Annotated in this window: 19 protein-coding genes; 7 read left to right on the forward strand and 12 right to left on the reverse strand. The window is 63.2% G+C overall.

Annotated features, from left to right (window positions below):
- Positions 1-24 precede the first annotated feature (24 nt).
- From CDV44_RS14100 to CDV44_RS14140, 9 genes are all read right to left on the reverse strand, one after another.
- The gene (locus tag CDV44_RS14100; RefSeq protein ID WP_087688548.1) at positions 25-1,053 is read right to left on the reverse strand and encodes a zinc-binding dehydrogenase; all 1,029 of its coding nucleotides are present in this window, start codon (positions 1,051-1,053) and stop codon (positions 25-27) included.
- Between the two features lie 45 nt (positions 1,054-1,098).
- Positions 1,099-1,788 carry a DUF4286 family protein gene (locus CDV44_RS14105; protein WP_087688549.1) on the reverse strand — a complete coding sequence of 230 codons (690 nt, stop codon included), beginning with the start codon at positions 1,786-1,788 and terminating at the stop codon, positions 1,099-1,101.
- Between the two features lie 42 nt (positions 1,789-1,830).
- Complete coding sequence (locus tag CDV44_RS14110) at positions 1,831-3,201, reverse strand: aromatic acid/H+ symport family MFS transporter (protein WP_087688550.1); 1,371 nt, start codon at positions 3,199-3,201, stop codon at positions 1,831-1,833.
- A gap of 41 nt (positions 3,202-3,242) precedes the next feature.
- Entirely contained in the window at positions 3,243-4,385 is a 1,143-nt protein-coding gene (locus CDV44_RS14115; protein ID WP_170935983.1) for a porin, read from the reverse strand.
- A 192-nt stretch (positions 4,386-4,577) separates the two neighbouring features.
- Positions 4,578-5,489: a LysR family transcriptional regulator gene (locus CDV44_RS14120; RefSeq protein ID WP_087688552.1), complete on the reverse strand. Its 912-nt coding sequence runs from the start codon at positions 5,487-5,489 to the stop codon at positions 4,578-4,580.
- 54 nt (positions 5,490-5,543) lie between these two features.
- Positions 5,544-6,701, reverse strand: a complete 1,158-nt coding sequence (gene argE, locus CDV44_RS14125; RefSeq protein WP_087688553.1) for an acetylornithine deacetylase — start codon at positions 6,699-6,701, stop codon at positions 5,544-5,546.
- A complete protein-coding gene (locus CDV44_RS14130; protein WP_087688554.1) occupies positions 6,694-7,371 on the reverse strand; it encodes a DUF1028 domain-containing protein in 678 nt (225 codons plus the stop codon). The genes argE and CDV44_RS14130 overlap by 8 nt, the downstream gene beginning before the upstream one ends.
- A 45-nt stretch (positions 7,372-7,416) precedes the next feature.
- Positions 7,417-7,854, reverse strand: coding sequence for a RidA family protein (locus CDV44_RS14135; RefSeq protein ID WP_087688555.1), 438 nt, complete (start codon positions 7,852-7,854; stop codon positions 7,417-7,419).
- 10 nt (positions 7,855-7,864) lie between these two features.
- Positions 7,865-9,130, reverse strand: coding sequence for an NAD(P)/FAD-dependent oxidoreductase (locus CDV44_RS14140; protein WP_087688556.1), 1,266 nt, complete (start codon positions 9,128-9,130; stop codon positions 7,865-7,867).
- Between the two features lie 190 nt (positions 9,131-9,320).
- Between CDV44_RS14140 and CDV44_RS14145 the strand changes: the two genes are divergently transcribed.
- The 6 genes from CDV44_RS14145 to CDV44_RS14170 all read left to right on the forward strand — a co-directional run bounded on the left by CDV44_RS14145 (position 9,321) and on the right by CDV44_RS14170 (position 16,047).
- A complete protein-coding gene (locus CDV44_RS14145) occupies positions 9,321-10,286 on the forward strand; it encodes a LysR family transcriptional regulator (RefSeq protein WP_087688557.1) in 966 nt (321 codons plus the stop codon).
- Positions 10,287-10,456: 170 nt separating this feature from the next.
- Positions 10,457-11,599 (forward strand): aromatic ring-hydroxylating dioxygenase subunit alpha, encoded by a 1,143-nt coding sequence (locus CDV44_RS14150; RefSeq protein ID WP_087688558.1) that lies wholly within the window; start codon positions 10,457-10,459, stop codon positions 11,597-11,599.
- 45 nt (positions 11,600-11,644) lie between these two features.
- Entirely contained in the window at positions 11,645-12,853 is a 1,209-nt protein-coding gene (locus tag CDV44_RS14155) for an ABC transporter ATP-binding protein (RefSeq protein WP_087688559.1), read from the forward strand.
- Position 12,854: 1 nt separating this feature from the next.
- On the forward strand, positions 12,855-13,901 hold the full coding sequence (locus CDV44_RS14160) for an ABC transporter substrate-binding protein (protein ID WP_087688560.1): 1,047 nt from the start codon (positions 12,855-12,857) through the stop codon (positions 13,899-13,901).
- Between the two features lie 25 nt (positions 13,902-13,926).
- Positions 13,927-15,186, forward strand: a complete 1,260-nt coding sequence (locus CDV44_RS14165) for an ABC transporter permease (RefSeq protein WP_087688561.1) — start codon at positions 13,927-13,929, stop codon at positions 15,184-15,186.
- Positions 15,187-15,219: 33 nt separating this feature from the next.
- Entirely contained in the window at positions 15,220-16,047 is an 828-nt protein-coding gene (locus CDV44_RS14170; RefSeq protein WP_087688776.1) for an ABC transporter permease, read from the forward strand.
- Positions 16,048-16,061: 14 nt separating this feature from the next.
- Here CDV44_RS14170 and CDV44_RS14175 read toward each other — a convergent pair whose 3' ends face one another.
- Both CDV44_RS14175 and argC read right to left on the reverse strand, forming a co-directional pair.
- On the reverse strand, positions 16,062-16,526 hold the full coding sequence (locus CDV44_RS14175) for a YaiI/YqxD family protein (protein ID WP_087688562.1): 465 nt from the start codon (positions 16,524-16,526) through the stop codon (positions 16,062-16,064).
- A gap of 72 nt (positions 16,527-16,598) precedes the next feature.
- On the reverse strand, positions 16,599-17,525 hold the full coding sequence (gene argC / locus CDV44_RS14180; protein WP_087688563.1) for an N-acetyl-gamma-glutamyl-phosphate reductase: 927 nt from the start codon (positions 17,523-17,525) through the stop codon (positions 16,599-16,601).
- 129 nt (positions 17,526-17,654) lie between these two features.
- Between argC and CDV44_RS14185 the strand changes: the two genes are divergently transcribed.
- The gene (locus CDV44_RS14185) at positions 17,655-18,578 is read left to right on the forward strand and encodes a LysR family transcriptional regulator (protein ID WP_087688564.1); all 924 of its coding nucleotides are present in this window, start codon (positions 17,655-17,657) and stop codon (positions 18,576-18,578) included.
- Between the two features lie 186 nt (positions 18,579-18,764).
- Here CDV44_RS14185 and CDV44_RS28615 read toward each other — a convergent pair whose 3' ends face one another.
- Entirely contained in the window at positions 18,765-18,899 is a 135-nt protein-coding gene (locus CDV44_RS28615; protein ID WP_254916131.1) for a hypothetical protein, read from the reverse strand.
- Positions 18,900-19,048 lie beyond the last annotated feature (149 nt).

Genomic DNA, 19,048 nt, shown 5'->3' on the forward strand with positions numbered 1-19,048 from the left:
GACGCCAACTTGCCCGCCCCTCGATCAGGGCACCAGTACGATTTTCGAACCGATCTTGTTGCGCGCCATTTCGAACCCGTCGATGGCTTGCGCCAGCGGCAGCCGGTGCGTGACCATCGGAGCGAGCGCGGCGTGGTTTTCCACCAGAAAATCACGCACTTCCTGCCACGTCGCGCGCGTCGCCCGGTACGTCCCGCGAATTTGGTGACGCTGGCGTACGAGCTTCGCGCCATCGAAGCTGATCGGTTCGCCGTGGATGCCACAGACCACGAACACGCCCGACGGTCGCAACACGTCCAGCCCGGCTTGCACTGCCGCGCCAACGCCCGTCGCCTCGATGACGATGTCGTATTCGCTCTCGCCGAGTAGCGTGCGCATCGCCCCTTCTGGGGCGCCGTCGAGATCTAACGTGGCGTCGATACCCAGCGCACGGGCCGTCGCGAGACGTTCCGCATCGTTATGGCCGACGATCGCCACGCGGGCACCGCGCGCCTTCGCCAGCACCGCAATCGCCTGACCGATCGTGCCCGGGCCCATGACCAGCACACGGTCACCGGCTTGCACTTCCGCCGTCTTGACCGCCGACATCCCGATGGACAGCGGCTCTGCCAGCGACGCAACACCGGCATCTAGCCCGGACGGCAGCGTCAGGCAGTTGCGCGCGGGCACGCGCACACGGCTGGCAAATGCGCCGTCGCGCATCATGCCGATGCCTCGGCGTTCGCGACAGTCATCGACGCGCCCGGAGACGCAGTATTCACACACGCCGCATTCGACCGAGGGAATGACAACGACCGCATCGCCGGTACGCAGCGTATCGACTTCCGCACCGAGTGTGGCAACACGGCCCGCAAACTCGTGACCCAGCGTCACCGGGAAGGCGGATCGAAGGAAGTCGTAGCCACCCGACCAGTCGTAGATGTGCACATCGCTGCCGCATATGCCGGCGGCCGTCACGTCGACGATGACATCGAGCGCACCGGGCTGTTCGGGTTCGGGAACGTCACGCCATTCAAGGCCGAAGGCGGCGGTCGTTTTCTGAAGGGCTTTCATCGGGGGGACTCCATCAATCTTGTTGTCTTGCGTCGCCGCACGCGCTTACCGTGTGCGGCGCAGCGACGCGTCGACGTCATCGTGGCCGATCGCAAAGATCAGCGAATACACATCGACGGCAGGCGGCGCCAACACCGGCAACGTGTCGGCAGCGAGCGACGCAATGCGTTCGCGCAATGCCTCTGCCGCCGCAATATCCTCCGTCTCGACAAGCAGCACGTGCGTGGGCATATTGGACGCCGTCCAATGGGCAAAGGCGTTCGGTTGTGCGTCGAAGACTTCGCCCAGATGAGCGGCGACGGCACCGTCCAGCGCGGCACACGCCTCCAGCAAGGGCGAGATGGCGGATAGCGGCGACGACACCGGGGAACCTGCTTGCAGGCGAACACACGCCACTGCCCCGCCGGTGCCCCCGCCCACGGACCCTAGCGTCCGGCAAGGCGCACGCAGCACGTTCGTCAAGGTCGAGCGCATGTTGGCCGACCACGGCGTCGGCTCGTCGATCACGTTCAGGTACGCCATCGAACGAAAGACTTCGGGCGACACCGCGCCGTAGGCGGTGAAATACTCCCGTTGTCCCGGCTGCGCGTGCCGATAGCGCCGCCCCTCGATAAAGCCGTCGATGCCGACGCGCTCCGGCACGTGTTCGCGCGTGTGCCAGCGGTTGTATTCCTGCGCATGCTGCGGCGTGACGTCGTTCCAGAGAGCGAGAAACGCCGGACCGGGAAATGCCATGAGTCGTGGTATCCAGTAGTCGTAAAAGTAGTGGTGTAGTGATCAACGGCCGACGGGCGCCAATGCCGGGGCGGGTTCACGGCGGGTCGCGGGCATCGCGAACATGCAGAACGCGGCGATCAGCGCAGGCACACCGACGATCATGAACAGCACCGGATACGCCATGCCCGAGCCGAGCAACAAGCCGCCGACGCTCGAACCAAGGATCGAGCCGAAACGGCCGATGCCGGTTGCCCAAGCCACCCCGGTCGCCCGGTTCGCCGTCGGGTAATACGTTGCCGCGAGACCATTGAGGCCGACCTGCGTGCCGCTGATGCAAACGCCTGCGATGTACACGAGCGGGGCGAGCACGGCCGCATTGCCGAAGGTGCGGCCAATGCAGATCACCGTCACGAACGCCACCGCGTAGGCCGCGCCCAGCACCCACGCCGGTCGCGCACTGTCCATCACTCGCCCGAGCAGCAGGCCGCCCGTGGTGCCGCCAATCGACCACAGCGCGGTAATGAGCGCCGCGTTGCGCATCGAGCCGCCGGAATTCGTGATGATGGTCGGCAGCCAGCTTGCCATCAGGTACAGCACCGAAAGGCCCATGAAGAACGCCGCCCACAGCAGCAACGTGCCGCGTGCATAGGGTGCCACCAGCAATTCGCGCACCGGCGAGCGGCTTTGCTTCTTCTCGAGGGCAACGAAGGTGGTCTGCGGCGTGACGACGTCGGGGGCGATGCGGCGACCCAGTGCGCGCAGGCGGTCCTGCTCGTGGGGCCGGCGCAGCGCGAGAAAGCGCATCGACTCGGGCAACAGCCCCCACAACACCGGCAACAGCAGCAGCGGCAATACCCCGCCGACGAGCACCATGGCGTGCCAGCCGTGCCGCTCGATGATCTGCGAGGCCACCACGCCACCAAAAGCCGACCCCATCGAATTGCCGCACATCATCAGCGTAATGATCGACAGCTTGCGCTTGCCCGATGCGTACTCGGCCGTCAGCGTGACGGCTGCGGGCGAAGCGCCGCCGATGCCCGCACCAGCGATGAAGCGCAGCACCGATAGTTCGACGACATTGGTCGCGAACAGTGTGGCCAGCGTCGCAAGCCCGAAGGTCGCCACCGACGCCAGCAACACGAAGCGCCGCCCGCGCCGGTCGGCCAGCGGCCCGAACAGTAGCGACCCGGCCATCATGCCGATCAGGGCCGAGACGAAAATCGGCGAGAGTTCTGCGACCGAAAGCCCCCACTCGCGGCGCACGGCCGGTGCGATGTAGGCCGCCAGTCCGATGTCGATGCCGTCGATGGCGACGATCAGAAAACACAGGACGACAACGCGCCACTGAAGCCCCGACATCCGGCGTCCGTCGAGAAAGGATTGCAGGTCGAGCGGCGCCGGCGCGTTCGGGGAGGTGTTGATGTTTGGCATGCGGGTTCAGGTTCCGTCGAGATATCGATAGACCGATGCGGTCAGAACAGCTTGCGCAAACCTACGCGCACGGCCATTTGATTCGGCGTGGTCGATGCCGTCAGACCGAAGATGTCGGCCACGGCCACATTGCCCGTCGAATCGTGCCCGCTCGCGTGTTGCCAGACGACGATGCCGTAGAGGTACGTCGTCTTGGAGAAATTGTAGGCCGCGCCGCCTTCGACCGACTGGTAATGTCCGCCCGGCGCGAAGCTGTATTGGTAGCCGATACCCGCCATGGTGCGTGGCGAAAACGAGTACCCATAGTTGATCTGATAGTTGTTGAAGACGGCATTGGGCGGTGCCAGCGGGTTGGCCGCCGTGCGCACGATGTCGAGAAAGCGCACGTTCTCGTACATGGCGGACACCTGCGAGTTGCCCCACGTGTACTTTGCGCCACCGCCAACCACCTGCTCGCTATTGGCCGTGACGTAGTTCTGGAAGATCGGGTTGGTGACTGGGTTCGCGTAGGCCGCACCGGGCTGTGCCGACGTGGCCGCGCCGAAGATCGACGTGCCCGGCGTGCGCATGTTCATGTACGCGCCCGCCACTTGCAGGCCGCCGCTCGTGTACGACGCGCCGAAGCCGTACGTCCGGTCTTGTGCGAAGTTGCCCGCCACGTTACCCAGCGAGAGCATCGTGCTGAACTTCAGTCCGGCGTAGGTCTGGCTCTCGTACTTGATGACGTTGTTGATCTTGTTGTAATTCCACGAGCCGTCGATATCGCCCAGCGTCGCGCCCAGACCACCGGCAAACATGAACGACGTGGACAGCGGCACAAAGTAGTCGTTGGTCATCGAGTACTGGTGACCGATCGTCAGCGTGCCGAGCCGCTTGTCCGAGAAGCCGACGAACGCCTGCCGGCCGAACATCGTGTTGGCGGGCTGCGAAGCCCCGTTCATGATGTTGAAGCCCGCTTCGAGCGTGAAGATCGCCGACAAGCCGCCGCCCAGATCCTCGACCCCGCTGAAGCCGAACTTGTCGCCCGCACGCCCGCCGCTGGCTGCCTGCCATGCGGACTTGCCGCCGCTGTTGTTCACGTAGGTCATGGCGGCGTCGACTGCGCCGTAGATAGTCACGTTGCTTTGCGCGAACGCGCTCAGCGAGCATGCCGCAAGGGGCAGGCAAGCGATCCAGTGCTTCACTGTTGTCTCCTGTATCTCTCTTATTGTCTTGGGTACCGCGCGTCTGGCAGGCAGCGCACGGCTGGCCCAGATAATGGGCGAACGCGGCCCCGCAATATAGGGGCGAAGTGGAAGTTCAGAACACGCGATTCGGAAATAATCGCGCGTCACCCGAGGATCGGGATTGGCAGACGAAACACGTGGCGTGTGAGGTCACAGGTAAGTGCCCTGCTCCTCCAGTCTGGCGAGCCCTGCGACGAGGTAGTCCAGCAAGGCATGGAACAGCTTGGGGTTGTGGTGATTGGCCGGACGCAGCACCTTGATCCAGTAGTCCGGCAGCCCGAAGCCGGGCAGCAACTGCACCAGACGCCCTGCGTGCACGCTGTCGTTCGCGCGATAGCGCGGGAGTATCGCCACACCCATGCCGTCGACGCAGGCGTTGTGCATGGCGTCGATATCGTTGGTCGCAAAGCCGCCGTCGACGCTGACCTGAATGTCGCCAGCGCGCGCGTCGGTGAACGTCCACGTGCGCACGGTGCTTTGGTACGAATAAAGCAGACAGCGATGGCCGGGCAGGTCCGACGGGTGTCCGGGCGTGCCGTGCAGCGCCAGATAACCGGGCGACGCGTAGACCAGCCGCTTGAACGGGCACAGCGGAAACTCTTCGACACCGTCGTAGGTGACGGGCAGCCCGGTGATGACGAAGTCGAAATTTTCCAGCACCGGATCGACGGCCCGGTTCGCCAGTTGGAGTTCGAGACTTGCCTTGGGATGGGTGAGGAAGAACTCGTTGAGCAGTTTGCCGAGAAAGTGGTTCGTGAACGACGCAGGCGCCTTGACGCGTAAGCGGCCGCCGAGTGAGCGATCATCCACCGCCGCGCGCTCGGACAGCCGCTCATAGGCCGCCAGAAAGTCGCGGGCGCTGCCGAGCATGTCGCGCCCGGAGGCCGTCAGGGTCAGGCTGCGGGTGGTGCGTTGAAAGAGCAGAACATGCAGTTCCTTCTCCAGCGCACTGACCCGCTTTGTCACCACTGGCGCCGACACATCCAGCCGGCGCGCTGCTGCCGTGAAGCTCCCCATTTCGGCCACTGCGAGGAAGGCTCGCACGTTCTCTACACTATCCATCGCCCACTGCCTCGTTGCGCTGATGGAAGTGAATTGTATAGATTGCCGTGCCCGTCAGGTCGCAAGGTGATCGGCGAGGCGGCGCAGCATCGCATCGCAGCCTTCGAGTTGTTCGAGGCTCACGAACTCATCGGGCTTGTGCCCCTGATCCATGCTGCCCGGGCCGCACACCACGGTCGGAATGCCCACTTCGTTGAATAGTCCACCCTCGGTGCCGAACGCCACCGTGCCGAATTCCCGCGAGTCGCACAGCATCGCCAGCAGCCGCGCGGCATCGCTGTCCGGTGGCGTTGCGAGCGCCGGATACGCTGATAACTCGACCAGACGAATGTCGGTGTCCGGTTTTACTGCGCGCATCTTCGGCAGCAGATCCGTCTCGGCGTAATGCTGCAATGTGCGGGCGACGTGAGACGCATCGAACCCCGGCAACGCGCGCACTTCAAAATCGAACTCGCATTCGGCGGGCACGATGTTCAGCGCGCGTCCGCCCTTGATGACGCCGGTTTGCACCGTGGAAAACGGCGGATCGAAGCGCGTGTCGTGATACTCGGGATCAGCGAGTTCTTCGCCGATATCTTCCAGACAGTTGATGAGCCGCGCCGCGTACTGAATGGCATTGACGCCATAAGGCGCATACGCCGAATGGCACGGTGCGCCCTTCACGCAGCAACGCATTGCCAGCTTGCCTTTGTGACCCAGCACCGGTTTGAGCGCCGTCGGCTCACCGATCAGGCACAGCACCGGTTTGTGCGGGCGCTTGGCTAACTCCGCGAGCATGGGGCGCACGCCAAGACAGCCGATCTCCTCGTCATACGAGAACGCCAGATGCACGGGAATGCGCAGATTGCGCGAGACGAAGGTCGGCACCGCCGCCAGTACCGACGCGATATAGCCCTTCATGTCGGCCGTGCCACGCCCGTAAAGACGGCCGTCTTTTTCGATCAGGCGAAACGGATCGACCGTCCAGGCCTGTCCATCGACCGGCACGACGTCGGTGTGCCCCGAGAGCACGATGCCGCCGCGATCTTGCGGACCAATGGTCGCGAACAGATTGGCTTTGGTGCGCTCCTCGTTGTAGAAGAGTTCGCTCGGCACCCCGTGTTGCGCAAGGTAATCGCGAATGAACTCGATCAGCGCCAGATTGGAATCGCGGCTGACGGTGGGGAATCCGATCAGCGTTTCCAGCAGCGCGCGGCTCGACAGCTCATTCATCGCCCGGCACTCCATAGCTCGGCGCGGCCGTGGGGTTCAGGGCACGCGTCACGTAATCCTGCATTTGCGGCTTGTAGGCCTGCCAGAGTCCGTCGAGCTTGCCGATCGGGTCCTCATCAGCCCAATCGACCCGCAGGTCGACGATGGGCCAGATCAGGTCGCCGACGATCTTCAGCGCCGCCGAGTGCACCGGTCCGGCTTCTCCGCCACTGGCCATGGCCGCGTGCATCGCAGCGAGCAACCGGTCAGCCAGCGGGCCGGGCGTGTTCTCGAATACTGGGATCATGGCGTCGATGACCTCGCGCCCCCGCAACATGTTGCCGGCGGCGACACACTGCGCACCGGCGACGGCGTTGTAGATCCCCAGCGTCTGCTCGCCGCTGAAGAACGCCGTGCGCCCCTGCGCATCGAGCACGGTGACCTGCCGGTACTCGCTCCAGTCGCTGGCGGCCAGCGTACGGCTCAGTGCAGTTGCCGGGTCATCGGCTTCCTCTGCGAGACGGTCCAGAATCTGCGGCCCCAGCGCAGGCAGCGTCACGTTCTGTGTGGACACTGCGCCAACGTTCGCGCGCAGCCACGGACACCGTGCCCCGACGGCAATGCTCGACGAACTGATCGCAATGCCGAGTTGCCCCGTCTTTTCACATCGTCCAACGATTGAGAAGGTCATGTTTGCTCCTTACCTCGCTTACCTCGCTTATGTGCCTTACGTGCCTTATGCGCCGGGCCGCGTCCAGCCATCGGGAATCACGGCGATGACATCGATTTCCATCAACCACTCGGGCTGCCCCAGCGCGACCACGGTCAGCCCCGTCGAAATCGGAAACACGCCTTTGAGCCACTTCCCCACTTCGCGATAAACCGGTTCACGAAAGCGCACGTCGGTCAGGTACGTGGTTGTCTTGACGATGTGCGACAAGTCGCTGCCGGCCTCTTCAAGTAGTTGCTTGACGTTCTTCATCGCCTGCTCGGCCTGCGCACGCGGATCGCCCAGCCCGATCAGATTGCCTGCGAAGTCGGTACCGATCTGCCCGCGCACGTAGACCGTGTTCCCCGCGCGCACTGCCTGACAAAGATCGTTATCGAGCGACTGATTCGGATACGTCTCCTTCGTGTTGAACATGCGGATACGTGTATGCGTCGGTTGGCTCATGGCGTGCCCCTCAAATCGTTGGCGAGTCGTAATAGGCGAGATATTTGCGCTGGGTGGCGATGTGGTCCGCGATGTGCCGCGCGTCGTGCCACACGCCCCAGATGAACGACGATCCACGGCGCGAGAGCCATGGCAGGCCGAGGAAATACACGCCCGGCTCCTGCGAAACACCGCGTTGATGCTTCGGCTTGCCGTTCTCGCCGAAGGCATCGACTTGCAGCCAGCGGAAATCGACGGCGTAGCCCGTCGCCCAGATGATCGACGTGACGTTGGCTTGAGCCAGATCGAGGTCACGCAGCGGATTCGTCAGGCACGCCGGATCGGGCGGAATGACGCGGGCTTCCGGCTCTTCGGGAAGATCGAGACCATTGCGCGCGGCATAGGCATCCGCAGCATCGAGCAGCGACAAATAGTTTTCGTCGCCGCGCGCGATGTTCTCTGCAAGGTCATCCTGAAAATGCACTACACCCGCCTCGAACGATCGCGTCAGCCCGGTGAGCATGACGCCCTGATGTGCCAGACGTCGAAAGTCCACCGTATGACCGCCGTGCGCACCGCTCACCGCGATGGTCACGTGCTCGCGGCCCGGGCGCATGATTTCCGCATCCCATTCGCCGAGCACACCGAGCCACCAGCAGAAGTCGCGTCCGCGATAGCCGCGCGGCGGCCGGTCATGCGCGCCGACCGACAAATAGACCTGCCGCCCGGCGCGTTGCAACTCATCGGCGATCTGCACGCCCGACGAGCCAGCGCCGACGACGAGCACATTGCCCGGCGGCAATTGCCCGGGGTTGCGGTAGTCGGCGGAATGAATCTGCGTCAGCCTCTCGTCGGCAGGCGCGATGGCGGGAATCACCGGACGCTGGAACGCCCCGGTCGCCACCACCACACGCAGGACTTCGAGCGTGCCGTCCGACGTTTCCACAGTAAAGCCCGGCCGCCCTTGGTTGCGCACGACCTTCGTCACTTCGACACCGGTGCGGATCGGCGCTTCGATCTTGCGTGCGTATTCGACGAAGTAATCAGCCACCTGCTCTTTCGAGGCAAAGCTATCCGGGCCGATCTCCGCAAAAGTCAGGTTGGGAAAGCGGTCGTGCCATGCGGGGCCATTCGCCACCAGCGAGTCCCAACGTCCGGTGCGCCAGCGCTCGGCGATACGCGAGCGCTCCAGCACGAGATGCGGCACTCCGTGCTTGCTCAGGTGCTCGCTCATCGCCACACCGGCCTGCCCGGCGCCGACGACGAGCGTATCGATTGACGTTGTTTGCACTGTCATGGCTTGCGTCCTTCAGAAGGCAGATTGATTCCGAACGCCCCGCGGGGGGAGGTCATTCGCGAAAATCTACGCGCCTCGACAGAATCCGAAAAATATATTTAAAAAATGCAAAGCATCGGATTTGACTATGCAGACTTTTTTTTCGATTTCACAATGCCATCAACCCATGCCGCCTTATGGAGCGATGCCGATGGATAACTTGGCTACCTTGGCAACGTTGGAGACGCTAGACACGCAGCCCCTGCGCTACTCGTTGCGTCAACTGCGTTATTTCGTGGTCACGGCGGAAGTCTTGTCCTTCACGGCGGCCGCCAAACGGCTGCATATCTCACAGCCCTCCATTTCCACCGCGCTGGCCGATCTCGAAGTCTCGTTCGGGGTGCAGCTGTTCATCCGGCATCATGCGAGCGGCCTGTCGCTGACCCAAGCCGGGCGTGATTTGCTCGGGCAGGCGCGCAATCTGCTGAAAACCGCCGAAGAGTTGCAGATGGCGGCCAAAGAGATGGATGGCGGCATGACGGGCTCAATTGCGCTGGGCTGCCTCGCGTCGCTGGCGCCGCCGCTGATGCCGGGGCTCATCAGCCGCTTCACGCAAGAGCACGCGGGCATCGGCTTTCGCACCGTAGAAGCGCATCAGGACGGCCTGCTGCGCGGCCTGCACGACGGCTCGCTCGATCTCGTGCTCACGTACAGCCTCGATCTCAGCGACGACATCGCGTTCACGCCGCTGGTGTCGCTGCCGCCTTACGCCATCCTGCCGCGCACGCACCGACTGGCCCGAGCACGCAAGGTGTCGCTCGCCGACTTGCTGCCGGAGCCCTACGTGATGCTGGATCTGCCGCACAGCCGCGAATACTTCGCTGCCCTCTTCGACGCGGTGGGTAACCGCCCAGTCCCCGCGTTCCGGTCGTCGCAGCCGGAAGTCGTGCGCGGCATGGTGGCCAACGGTCTGGGCTACAGCCTGCTGAATTTCCCGCTCAAGTCGAACCGGACGGTCGATGGCGAAGAGTTCGTCATCAAGCGCTTCAAAGACAACGTCAACGCCATCATGCTGGGCATCGCGCAATCGCGCACGATGAAGCCCCGCCGGGTTGTACAGCGCTTTGCCTCGTTTGCCGAGAACTACATCCAGCGGCTCCATCTGGCATCGCAGTAGACAGCGTCGCACTGGTGAATCAGGCCCTGCATAGGCAAAACCTTTGCCCTGTATCCAAAAACAATATTTTGGCTTGCAATTTGGCTTGATAGATTGATGTTCATGTTGAGTGCTGTGTGTGAGGGCTGGCAGCGTTGCCCGAGCGTGATGGCGAATGAACGGAGGGCTTCATGGCTGAGCAGACAGGGACGATCGCAGGGCAGGCGCTCATCGACGCGCTGCGGACCGGTGGTGAACGCCCGTTCGACGATGCACGGGCCATGCCGCCCGGCGTGTACACGTCCCCGGACTTTCTCGCTCGGGAACAGCGCGACATCTTCGCGCACGAATGGCAATGCGTCGGCCGCGCGAGTGCGCTCGCCGAGCCCGGCGACTACCTGAGCGCCCAGATCGGCGATCAACCTGTCGTGGTGGTGCGCGACGAGCAGATGCAGTTGAAGGCCATGTCCAACGTGTGCCTGCATCGCATGTCCGTATTGCTCGAAGGCCGCGGCAACGTCCGGCGCATCGTGTGCCCCTATCACGCGTGGAACTACTCGCTCGACGGTGCCCTGAAAGGCGCGCCGATGATGGACGAGCAAGCGGGCTTCTGCAAGGAAAGCTACCGGTTGCCTGCGATTCGCTGCGAGCAATGGCAAGGCTGGATCTACGTCACGCTCGATAACGATGCGCCGCCGGTGGCCACTCAGCTTGCCGGGCTTACCGATTTAATCGCGCAGTACGGCATGACCGACTACATCGAAACTTTCTATGAAGAACACGTCTGGGATACCAACTGGAAAATCCTCGCCGAGAACTTCATGGAGAGCTATCACCTGCCGATGCTGCACCGCGCGACGGTAGGTCCGCATTCGAAGCTCGAAGAGATGGAATGCCCGCCCGGTCACGCGGCGTTCAACTACCACTGGATCACCAAGGAAGCGACGCTGCCCATCGGCAACGCGCATCCGGACAACACGCGGCTGGAAGGCCACTGGCGCAAGACCACGGCGCTGCTGGCCATCTATCCGACGCATCTCGTCACGCTCACCCCGGGGTACTTCTGGTATCTCGTGTTGCAGCCCAGAGGCGTGGACCGCGTGCATATCCGTTTTGGTGGTGGGCTCTCGCCTGAATTCGTTGCCGACCCGGCGGCGAATGCGCACATGGTGTCGCTCAAGAAGCTGCTCGACGAAGTGAATGCCGAAGACCGGCGCGGGGTGGAAGCGGTGTTTCGCGGCGTGCATGCACCGCTCGCGAAGCCCGGCCATCTGAGCCGGCTCGAGCGCCCGAACTACGATTTCGCACGCTATCTGGCCGCCAGGATGGCCTAGGGCCTGTTCGCCCTAACGATGCCACGAACACAGGACGCAATCACGATGCCGAACCCATCCTTCATTTCGTTCTCGGGTGTGAGCAAGTCTTACGACGGCGCCAGCTATGTCGTCGACGACCTGAACCTCGATGTGCGCAAGGGAGAATTCCTGTCGCTGCTGGGCCCGTCCGGCTCGGGCAAGACCACCACGCTCATGATGCTCGCGGGGTTCGAATCGCCCACGCACGGCGAGATTCGTCTGGACGGCAAGCGGCTCGACGACAAGCCGCCGCATCAGCGCGACATCGGTATGGTGTTTCAGAACTACGCGCTGTTTCCGCATCTCACGATTGCGCAGAACGTCGCGTTTCCGCTGTCGGTCAGACGCGTGGGCCGTACCGAGCAAAACGCGCGGGTCAAGCGCGCGTTGGAGATGATCGAGTTGTCGCATCTGGCCAATCGCCGGCCCTCGCAACTCTCCGGCGGCCAGCAGCAACGTGTAGCGCTCGCACGGGCGCTCGTCTTTGAGCCCAGCGTGGTGTTGATGGACGAGCCGCTCGGTGCGCTCGACAAGCGTCTTCGCGAAACGATGCAATACGAGATCATGCGGCTGCATCGCGAGCTGTCGCTCACCATCGTTTATGTCACCCACGATCAGGCCGAAGCGCTGACCATGTCGGATCGCGTGGCCGTGTTTTCCGATGGCCGCATTCAGCAAGCCGCACCGCCCAGCGAACTGTACGAGAACGCGCAAAACGCCTTCGTCGCAAACTTCGTCGGCGAGAACAACGGACTGACCGGGCACGTCGTGCAGGCCCATGACGGTTGGGCGACGCTCGCCCTCTCGGACGGCAGCATGATTCGCGGTCGCTGCGAACAAGGGCTGAGCGCCGGTGACGACGCGATGCTCGCACTGCGTCCCGAACGTGCGCATATCCCTCAAGTTTCGGCTGCATCCCCTGCCGTGGGCGGGCAAGCCACGCCCTCGGACCCGAACAGCAACGTCGTGCGCGCTCGCGTCGAAGACATCGTGTATTGCGGCGATCACCACCGCGTGCATCTCACCCTCGGCTCCCACGACGCGATTGTCGTCAAGGTACCCAACACGCAGCGCCATGCCCTGCCCAACGCCGGCGACACGATCGATGTGGCCTGGCGTCACGATGACTGCAAGATTCTCGCGACCTGCACGCCCCGTGCAGCGCCCGCCATCGATTCCCCAGCCGCACCTTCCCCGTCCCTCATCTTGACCGCACCCGCAGGAGCCAACTGACATGCGCACTTCCCTGAAAACCCAATGCGCCGCGCTTGCGGTACTCGCGTTTGCCGCCACCGCATCACACGCCGCGGAAACGCTCAGTGTGGTGACCTTTGGCGGCGCGTTCGAAGCCGCGGCCAAGAAGGCGTGGTTCGATCCGTTCACGCAATCGACCGGCGTCACGTTCGCCACCGAGTCGTATGACGGCGGTCTGGCCAAGCTCTCCGCCATGGAGCAGGCGAAGAACACCACGTGGGACCTGATCGATCTCGAAACCAACGACGCGATCACGGCGTGCGATGAAGGCCTGCTCAAGAAGTTCGACAAGAAGTCGCTGGGCAACAGCAGCGATTTCATTCCCGGCTCGATCAGCGAATGCGCGGTCGCGAGCATGGTGTGGTCCACCATCTACGCGTACGACGCGAGCAAGCTGAAGGCCGCGCCGACCACCGTCAACGATTTCTTCGACTTGCAGAAATTCCCCGGCAAGCGCGGTCTGCGCAAGTCGCCGAAGGTCACGATGGAATGGGCGCTGATCGCTGACGGCGTCGATCCCAAGGATGTCTACAAGGTGCTGGCCACGCCGGCCGGTGTCGATCGGGCGTTCAAGAAACTCGACACCATCAAGAAGAACATCGTGTGGTGGGAGTCCGGCGCGCAAGCCCCGCAGTTGCTCGCCGACGGTGCCGTGGTGATGGTGCAGGCCTACAACGGCCGTATTGACGACGCTGCGAAGAAGGACAAGAAGCCGTTCAAGGCCGTGTGGGACGCGCAGGTCTATGACTTCGAATGGTGGGCAGTGCCGGCCGGTGCGAAGCACGCCGATACTGCGGCGAAGTTCATTGTCTCGGCATCGCAGCCGAAGGCGTCGGCGGATCTCTCGAAGTACATCGCCTATGCGCCGCCGCGCAAAGATGCGATCCAGTATGTCGACAAGCAGCGTCTGGCCGACATGCCGACCGCACCGGCGAACTTCAAGCGCGCCGTGCAGATCAATGCCAACTTCTGGGCTGACAACGCGGATGCGATCAACAAGCGCTTCCAAGTGTGGCTGACGCAGTAACGGCAGCCCGCACGAGAGGACCGACATGCCCGCATCGACTCACGCCACGTCGCCCGGCGCGCATACCAACGCGAGCGCCGAAGGATTGGCTTCATTCAGGAAAGTGCAACGGCGCGCGTCGATGCGGGCGCTGTGGCTGGCTTTACCGTTGATCGTGTTTCTGCTCTCGACGTTCATCGCGCCTATCGCGTTGCTGCTCGCCCGCAGTGTGCAGAACCACGAAATCTCCGACGGCATGCCGCAGTTGGCTCAGGCACTGGTGGCTTGGGACGGCAGCGGCGTGCCCGGTGAATCGACATTCGCTGTGCTGGCTTCGGGCTTGAAGCAGGCGCGCGAAAGCGGGCAGCTCGGCACGATTGCTAGGCGGATGAACTTCGCACAACCGGAGTTTCGCAGCTTGTTGATGCGGAGCGCACGGGCCGTGGGAGATGAAACACCGCCCGCGTGGAAGCCCGCATTGATCGCCATCGACGAGCGCTGGAATTCGCCCGAAACGTGGCGCTTGTTGAAGCGCGCCGCAACTTCCCCCACGCCGGACTACCTGCTTGCGGGCATGGACGCACAGGTGACGCCGCAAGGGGTCATTGCCTCGCTGCCCGAGAACGCTTCGGTGTATCGCGCAGCATTCGTGCGAACCATCACGATCAGCGCGACGGTGACGCTGCTGTGTCTCGTGCTCGGCTACCCGGTGGCGTGGTTGCTCGCTAACTTGCCCGAGAAGCAGAGCAATCGTCTGATGCTCTTCGTGATTGTCCCGTTCTGGACATCGCTGCTGGTGCGCACGACCGCTTGGTATGTGCTGCTTCAGCCGGGCGGCGTCATCAACAGTCTGTTGTCGGGACTGGGGCTGACGACGCACCCGGTGCCGCTGATCTTCAACCGTACCGGCGTGCTGATCGGCATGACGCACGTGCTGCTGCCTTACATGATTCTCGCCATCTACTCGGTCATGAAGGGGGTGCCGCCGGTCTATATGCGCGCAGCGAAGTCGCTCGGCGCGCATCCGTTCACGGCGTTCGTGCGGGTCTACATTCCGCAGACGCTGCCGGGCGTTGGTGCCGGGTGTTTTCTGGTCTTTGTGCTGGCGCTGGGCTACTACATCACGCCGTCGCTGCTCGGCGGTGCGGGCGACGAGATGATCAGCCAGTTGATCGCCATGCAGACCAATACCCAACTGAACTGGGGACTGGCAGGTGCGCTCTCGGCGTTTCTCGTGATCTTCACCGCCATCTTCTACTTCATCTTCAACCGCATCGTCGGCATCGACCGGCTGCGTTTCGGTTGATTGGCTCGCGGATCGGGAGACGCCGACATGCCCATGCAGGACAAGCGCAATACGGTACTGGCGGAGCGCGTCGCTTGGCGCTGGGTACGCCTGCATACCGCGCTCACGCTGTTCTTCCTGATCGCGCCGATTCTCGCGATCGTGCCGTTGTCGTTCAACGCCGGGTCGTATTTCTCGTATCCGTTGACCGGCTTTTCGATGCGCTGGTACGAACAGGCACTCACCAGCCCCGATTGGCAACGCGCGCTGCTCAATAGCATCGGCATCGGTGCGGCGTCGACAGTGATTGCTACGTGTCTGGGCACACTCGCCGCGCTGGGTTTGAGTCGGTCGCAGTTTCCGCTGCGCTCGGTGATCATGCCGATCATCATCTCGCCGATGATCGTGCCGATCGTCGTGGTCGCTGCGGGGTTCTATCTGATCTTTGCGCCGCTCGGGCTCGTGAACTCTTATCCGGGGGTAATTCTGGCGCACGCGGCGTTGGGCACACCGTTTGTCGTGATCACCGTGACAGCCTCATTGCTGTCGTTTGACCAGAGTCTGCTGCGCGCCGCCGCTGGGCTTGGTGCGACGCCGTGGACCACGTTCCGACGCGTGACGTTGCCGCTTATCACGCCAGCCGTAGCAACGGGAAGCGTGTTTGCGTTCGCCACGTCGTTCGACGAGGTGATCGTGATTCTTTTCATCGGCGGACCGGATCAGAAAACGGTGCCTCGCCAGATGTGGAGTGGCATCCGCGATTCGATCGATCCCTCGATTCTGGCGGTCGCCACCATGTTGATCGTGTTCGCGGTGCTGCTGTTCGCGAGTATCAATTGGCTGCGCGGGCGCGCAATGGCGGCCAGCCGGGTGATGGAGTGAGGGTGTTCTGCTGATCAGCCCTGACGGGGCTGTGTGCGGCGGCGGGCGAGAAAACGATCCAGTTCACCGGCAAACGTCTTGCTGTCACGCGCGCTGAAGGGGGCCGGGCCGCCCGTTTCGATACCGGCATTGCGCAGTTGATCCATCATGTCGCGCACCGACAGGCGCTCTTTGATGTTGTCGCGGGTGAACCAGCTTCCCCGGGGATCGAGCGCATTCCCGCCTTTATCGATGACTGCGTCAGCGAGCGGAATATCGGCCGTAATCACCAGATCGCCCGGTTCGACCATCTCGACGATGCGCGCATCCGCCACGTCGAAACCCGCAGGCACCTGAACCGATTTGATGAACGGCGACGGCGGCGTGCGCAGAAACTGGTTCGCGACGAGCGTGACCAGCAATTCCTCACGGCGCGCGGCGCGAAACAGGATTTCCTTGATGGGCGCGGGACAGGCGTCCGCGTCGACTAGCACTTGCATGAGGGTGTTTTCGGGAGAGGAAGCCGCCATGATAAGGCAATGGCGGCTCGCCTCCCCCCTCCGACCACAACCTTACCGGGTCAGCATCAGTTCCAGATTCTGAATCGCCGCGCCCGACGCCCCTTTGCCGAGATTGTCGAGCACCGCGGCCAGCAGCACCTGACCGTGTTCCTGATTGGCAAAAACGCTCAACTGCATGACGTTGGTACCGTTCAACGCTTCCGGATCCAGTTGCTTCACGACACCGAGGGCCTCCATCGGCATGACCCGCACGTATTCCTGACCTGCGTAGTGATCGACCAGACGTTTGTGCAGCGTTGCACCGTCCACGCCGCGCTTCAGGAGGCGCGTCTCAAGCGGTATCGTCAGCACGATGCCCTGACGATACGAGCCGTACGACGGCACGAACAGCGGGCGATACGCGAGCCCTGCGCGCTGCTGAATTTCCGGCGCGTGCTTGTGTGCCAGCTCCAGACCGTAGACACGGTATTGAGAGCGGGGGGACGCGTTCGGCCCCTCGTTTTCCTCCACGCCAGCACGGCCACGGCCCGAATACCCGGACACGGCGTGGACGTTGATCGGATAACCGTCAGGGATCAAGCCACCCTCCATCAGAGGCCGCAGCAGGCCGATAGCCCCCGTCGGGTAGCAACCCGGGTTGGACACACGGCTCGCTTGTGCAACGCGCGCCGCCTGACCTTCCGTCATTTCGGGAAACCCGTACACCCAGTCAGGATGCGTGCGATGTGCAGAACTCGCGTCGATCACACGCACACGCGGATTGACGATCGACTCAGCCGCCTCGCGCGCCGCAGCATCCGGCAGACAAAGAATCGCGATGTCGCAGCTGTTGATGGCTTCCGCACGGTGTTTCGGATCCTTGCGATGCGCGTCAGGCAGCGTGATCAGCTGGATGTCCTTGCGATCGCGCAGTTGCCCGTGGATCTGCAATCCAGTGGTGCCCTGATCACCGTCGATAAAGATAAGCGGAGAAGACATGGTCGGAATCCCTCGTCAGTCGGTCGTGGATATTGCTCGGTCCCTTATGATCCGGCCACGAGTAGAATAAGAAAAGTTGAATTCCGTGAATCTGAAATTCCATTTTTCTGAATCAATGAGGGGCATGGCATGAGAGAGATCAGTCTGGACCGCCTGAAGACGCTGGTCGCCGTCGCGGACAGCGGCTCGTTTGCCGATGCGGCACAGGCGCTGCATCTCTCGCCGCCGACCGTCAGCCTGCACGTAGCGGATCTTGAGGCGCGGGTTGGCGCGCTGCTGCTGACACGCAAGCGCGGCGAGGTACGGCCGACGTCGGTGGGTGAGGTATTGGTCGAGCGGGCGCGACGCCTGCTGGCCGATGCCGAACAGACGTTGGAAGACATCGAGCGTCATGCACAGGGGTTGGCAGGCCGGGTCAGGATCGGGGCGTCCACCGGCGCGATCGCGCATCTATTGCCACAAGCGCTCGAAGCGGTTCGGCTGGATCACCCTGACATCGACGTTCAGGTGGCCATTCTGACGTCGCAGGAGACCCTTGACCGGCTCCGGCGGGGGGCGTTGGATGTCGGCTTGGTGGCGTTGCCGCAAACGCCAGTGGCAGGCGTCGTCATCAAGCCGTGGCGGCGCGACCCGGTCATGGCGTTTCTGCCAGCGCATTGGGACGGCCCCAAACAGGTGACGCCTGAATGGCTGGCGTCGCAGCCGCTGATTCTGAACGACAGCACGACGCGCCTCTCGCGACTGACCACGGAATGGTTCGCCGCTGCCGGGCATCACCCGACCCCACGGATTGAGATCAACTACAACGACGCGATCAAAAGTCTCGTGGCGGCCGGTTACGGCGCCGCGCTGTTACCGCAGGAAGGACAAAACGCCGTGCTGGACGAGCGAATCGCCATGCGCACACTGCGCCCTTCACTCTGGAGACAACTCGGTATTGCCCACCGCACCGGCTATAGCGAACAGGCGACGCAATACGTGCTCGATGCGCTATGGGCGTTGCAGGAGGGGCGGAAGACGGGGCGAACGCGCGGCGCGGTCTTATCCGGGTAAGCGATGCACAGCACGCGCCAGAGCCCCCCGGCTTCCGGATTTGATCCCGGCGCTTCTCCAATCGTGTAGGATTTATCGCGGATTGAGGTAACCAGACCGCGTCACCACGGGGGAAGCCATGGCGCATGTGGACAAGGAAGTCCGGCCAATCGTCGATCGGCACGAGGCCGCGAAACGTCAAAGCCATCACGTGCAGCGGGATGGCGTATCGATGCCCGTGCTGGCCGACAACCGGCCACACGCCAACGTGCAGGCCCAATTGGCGGCAACGGTCCGCAGCAGCCCGCGAATGATCGTGCAGCGGGCGCTCATCGACCACATGCGCACGAGTCCGCGCGCCGTGGCACAGCGCAAAATCAATGCCCCATCGTTGCAGCCGCCCCGCCGTGCCACCCCCGTCGGCACGACGGCCGGCGCACCGATTCAACGCTATCTGAACCCGATGGCCGTAGAAGACCTGATTGGCGCGA

It is taken from the genome of Pandoraea sp. PE-S2R-1 (assembly GCF_002179865.1).
Classification (GTDB): domain Bacteria; phylum Pseudomonadota; class Gammaproteobacteria; order Burkholderiales; family Burkholderiaceae; genus Pandoraea.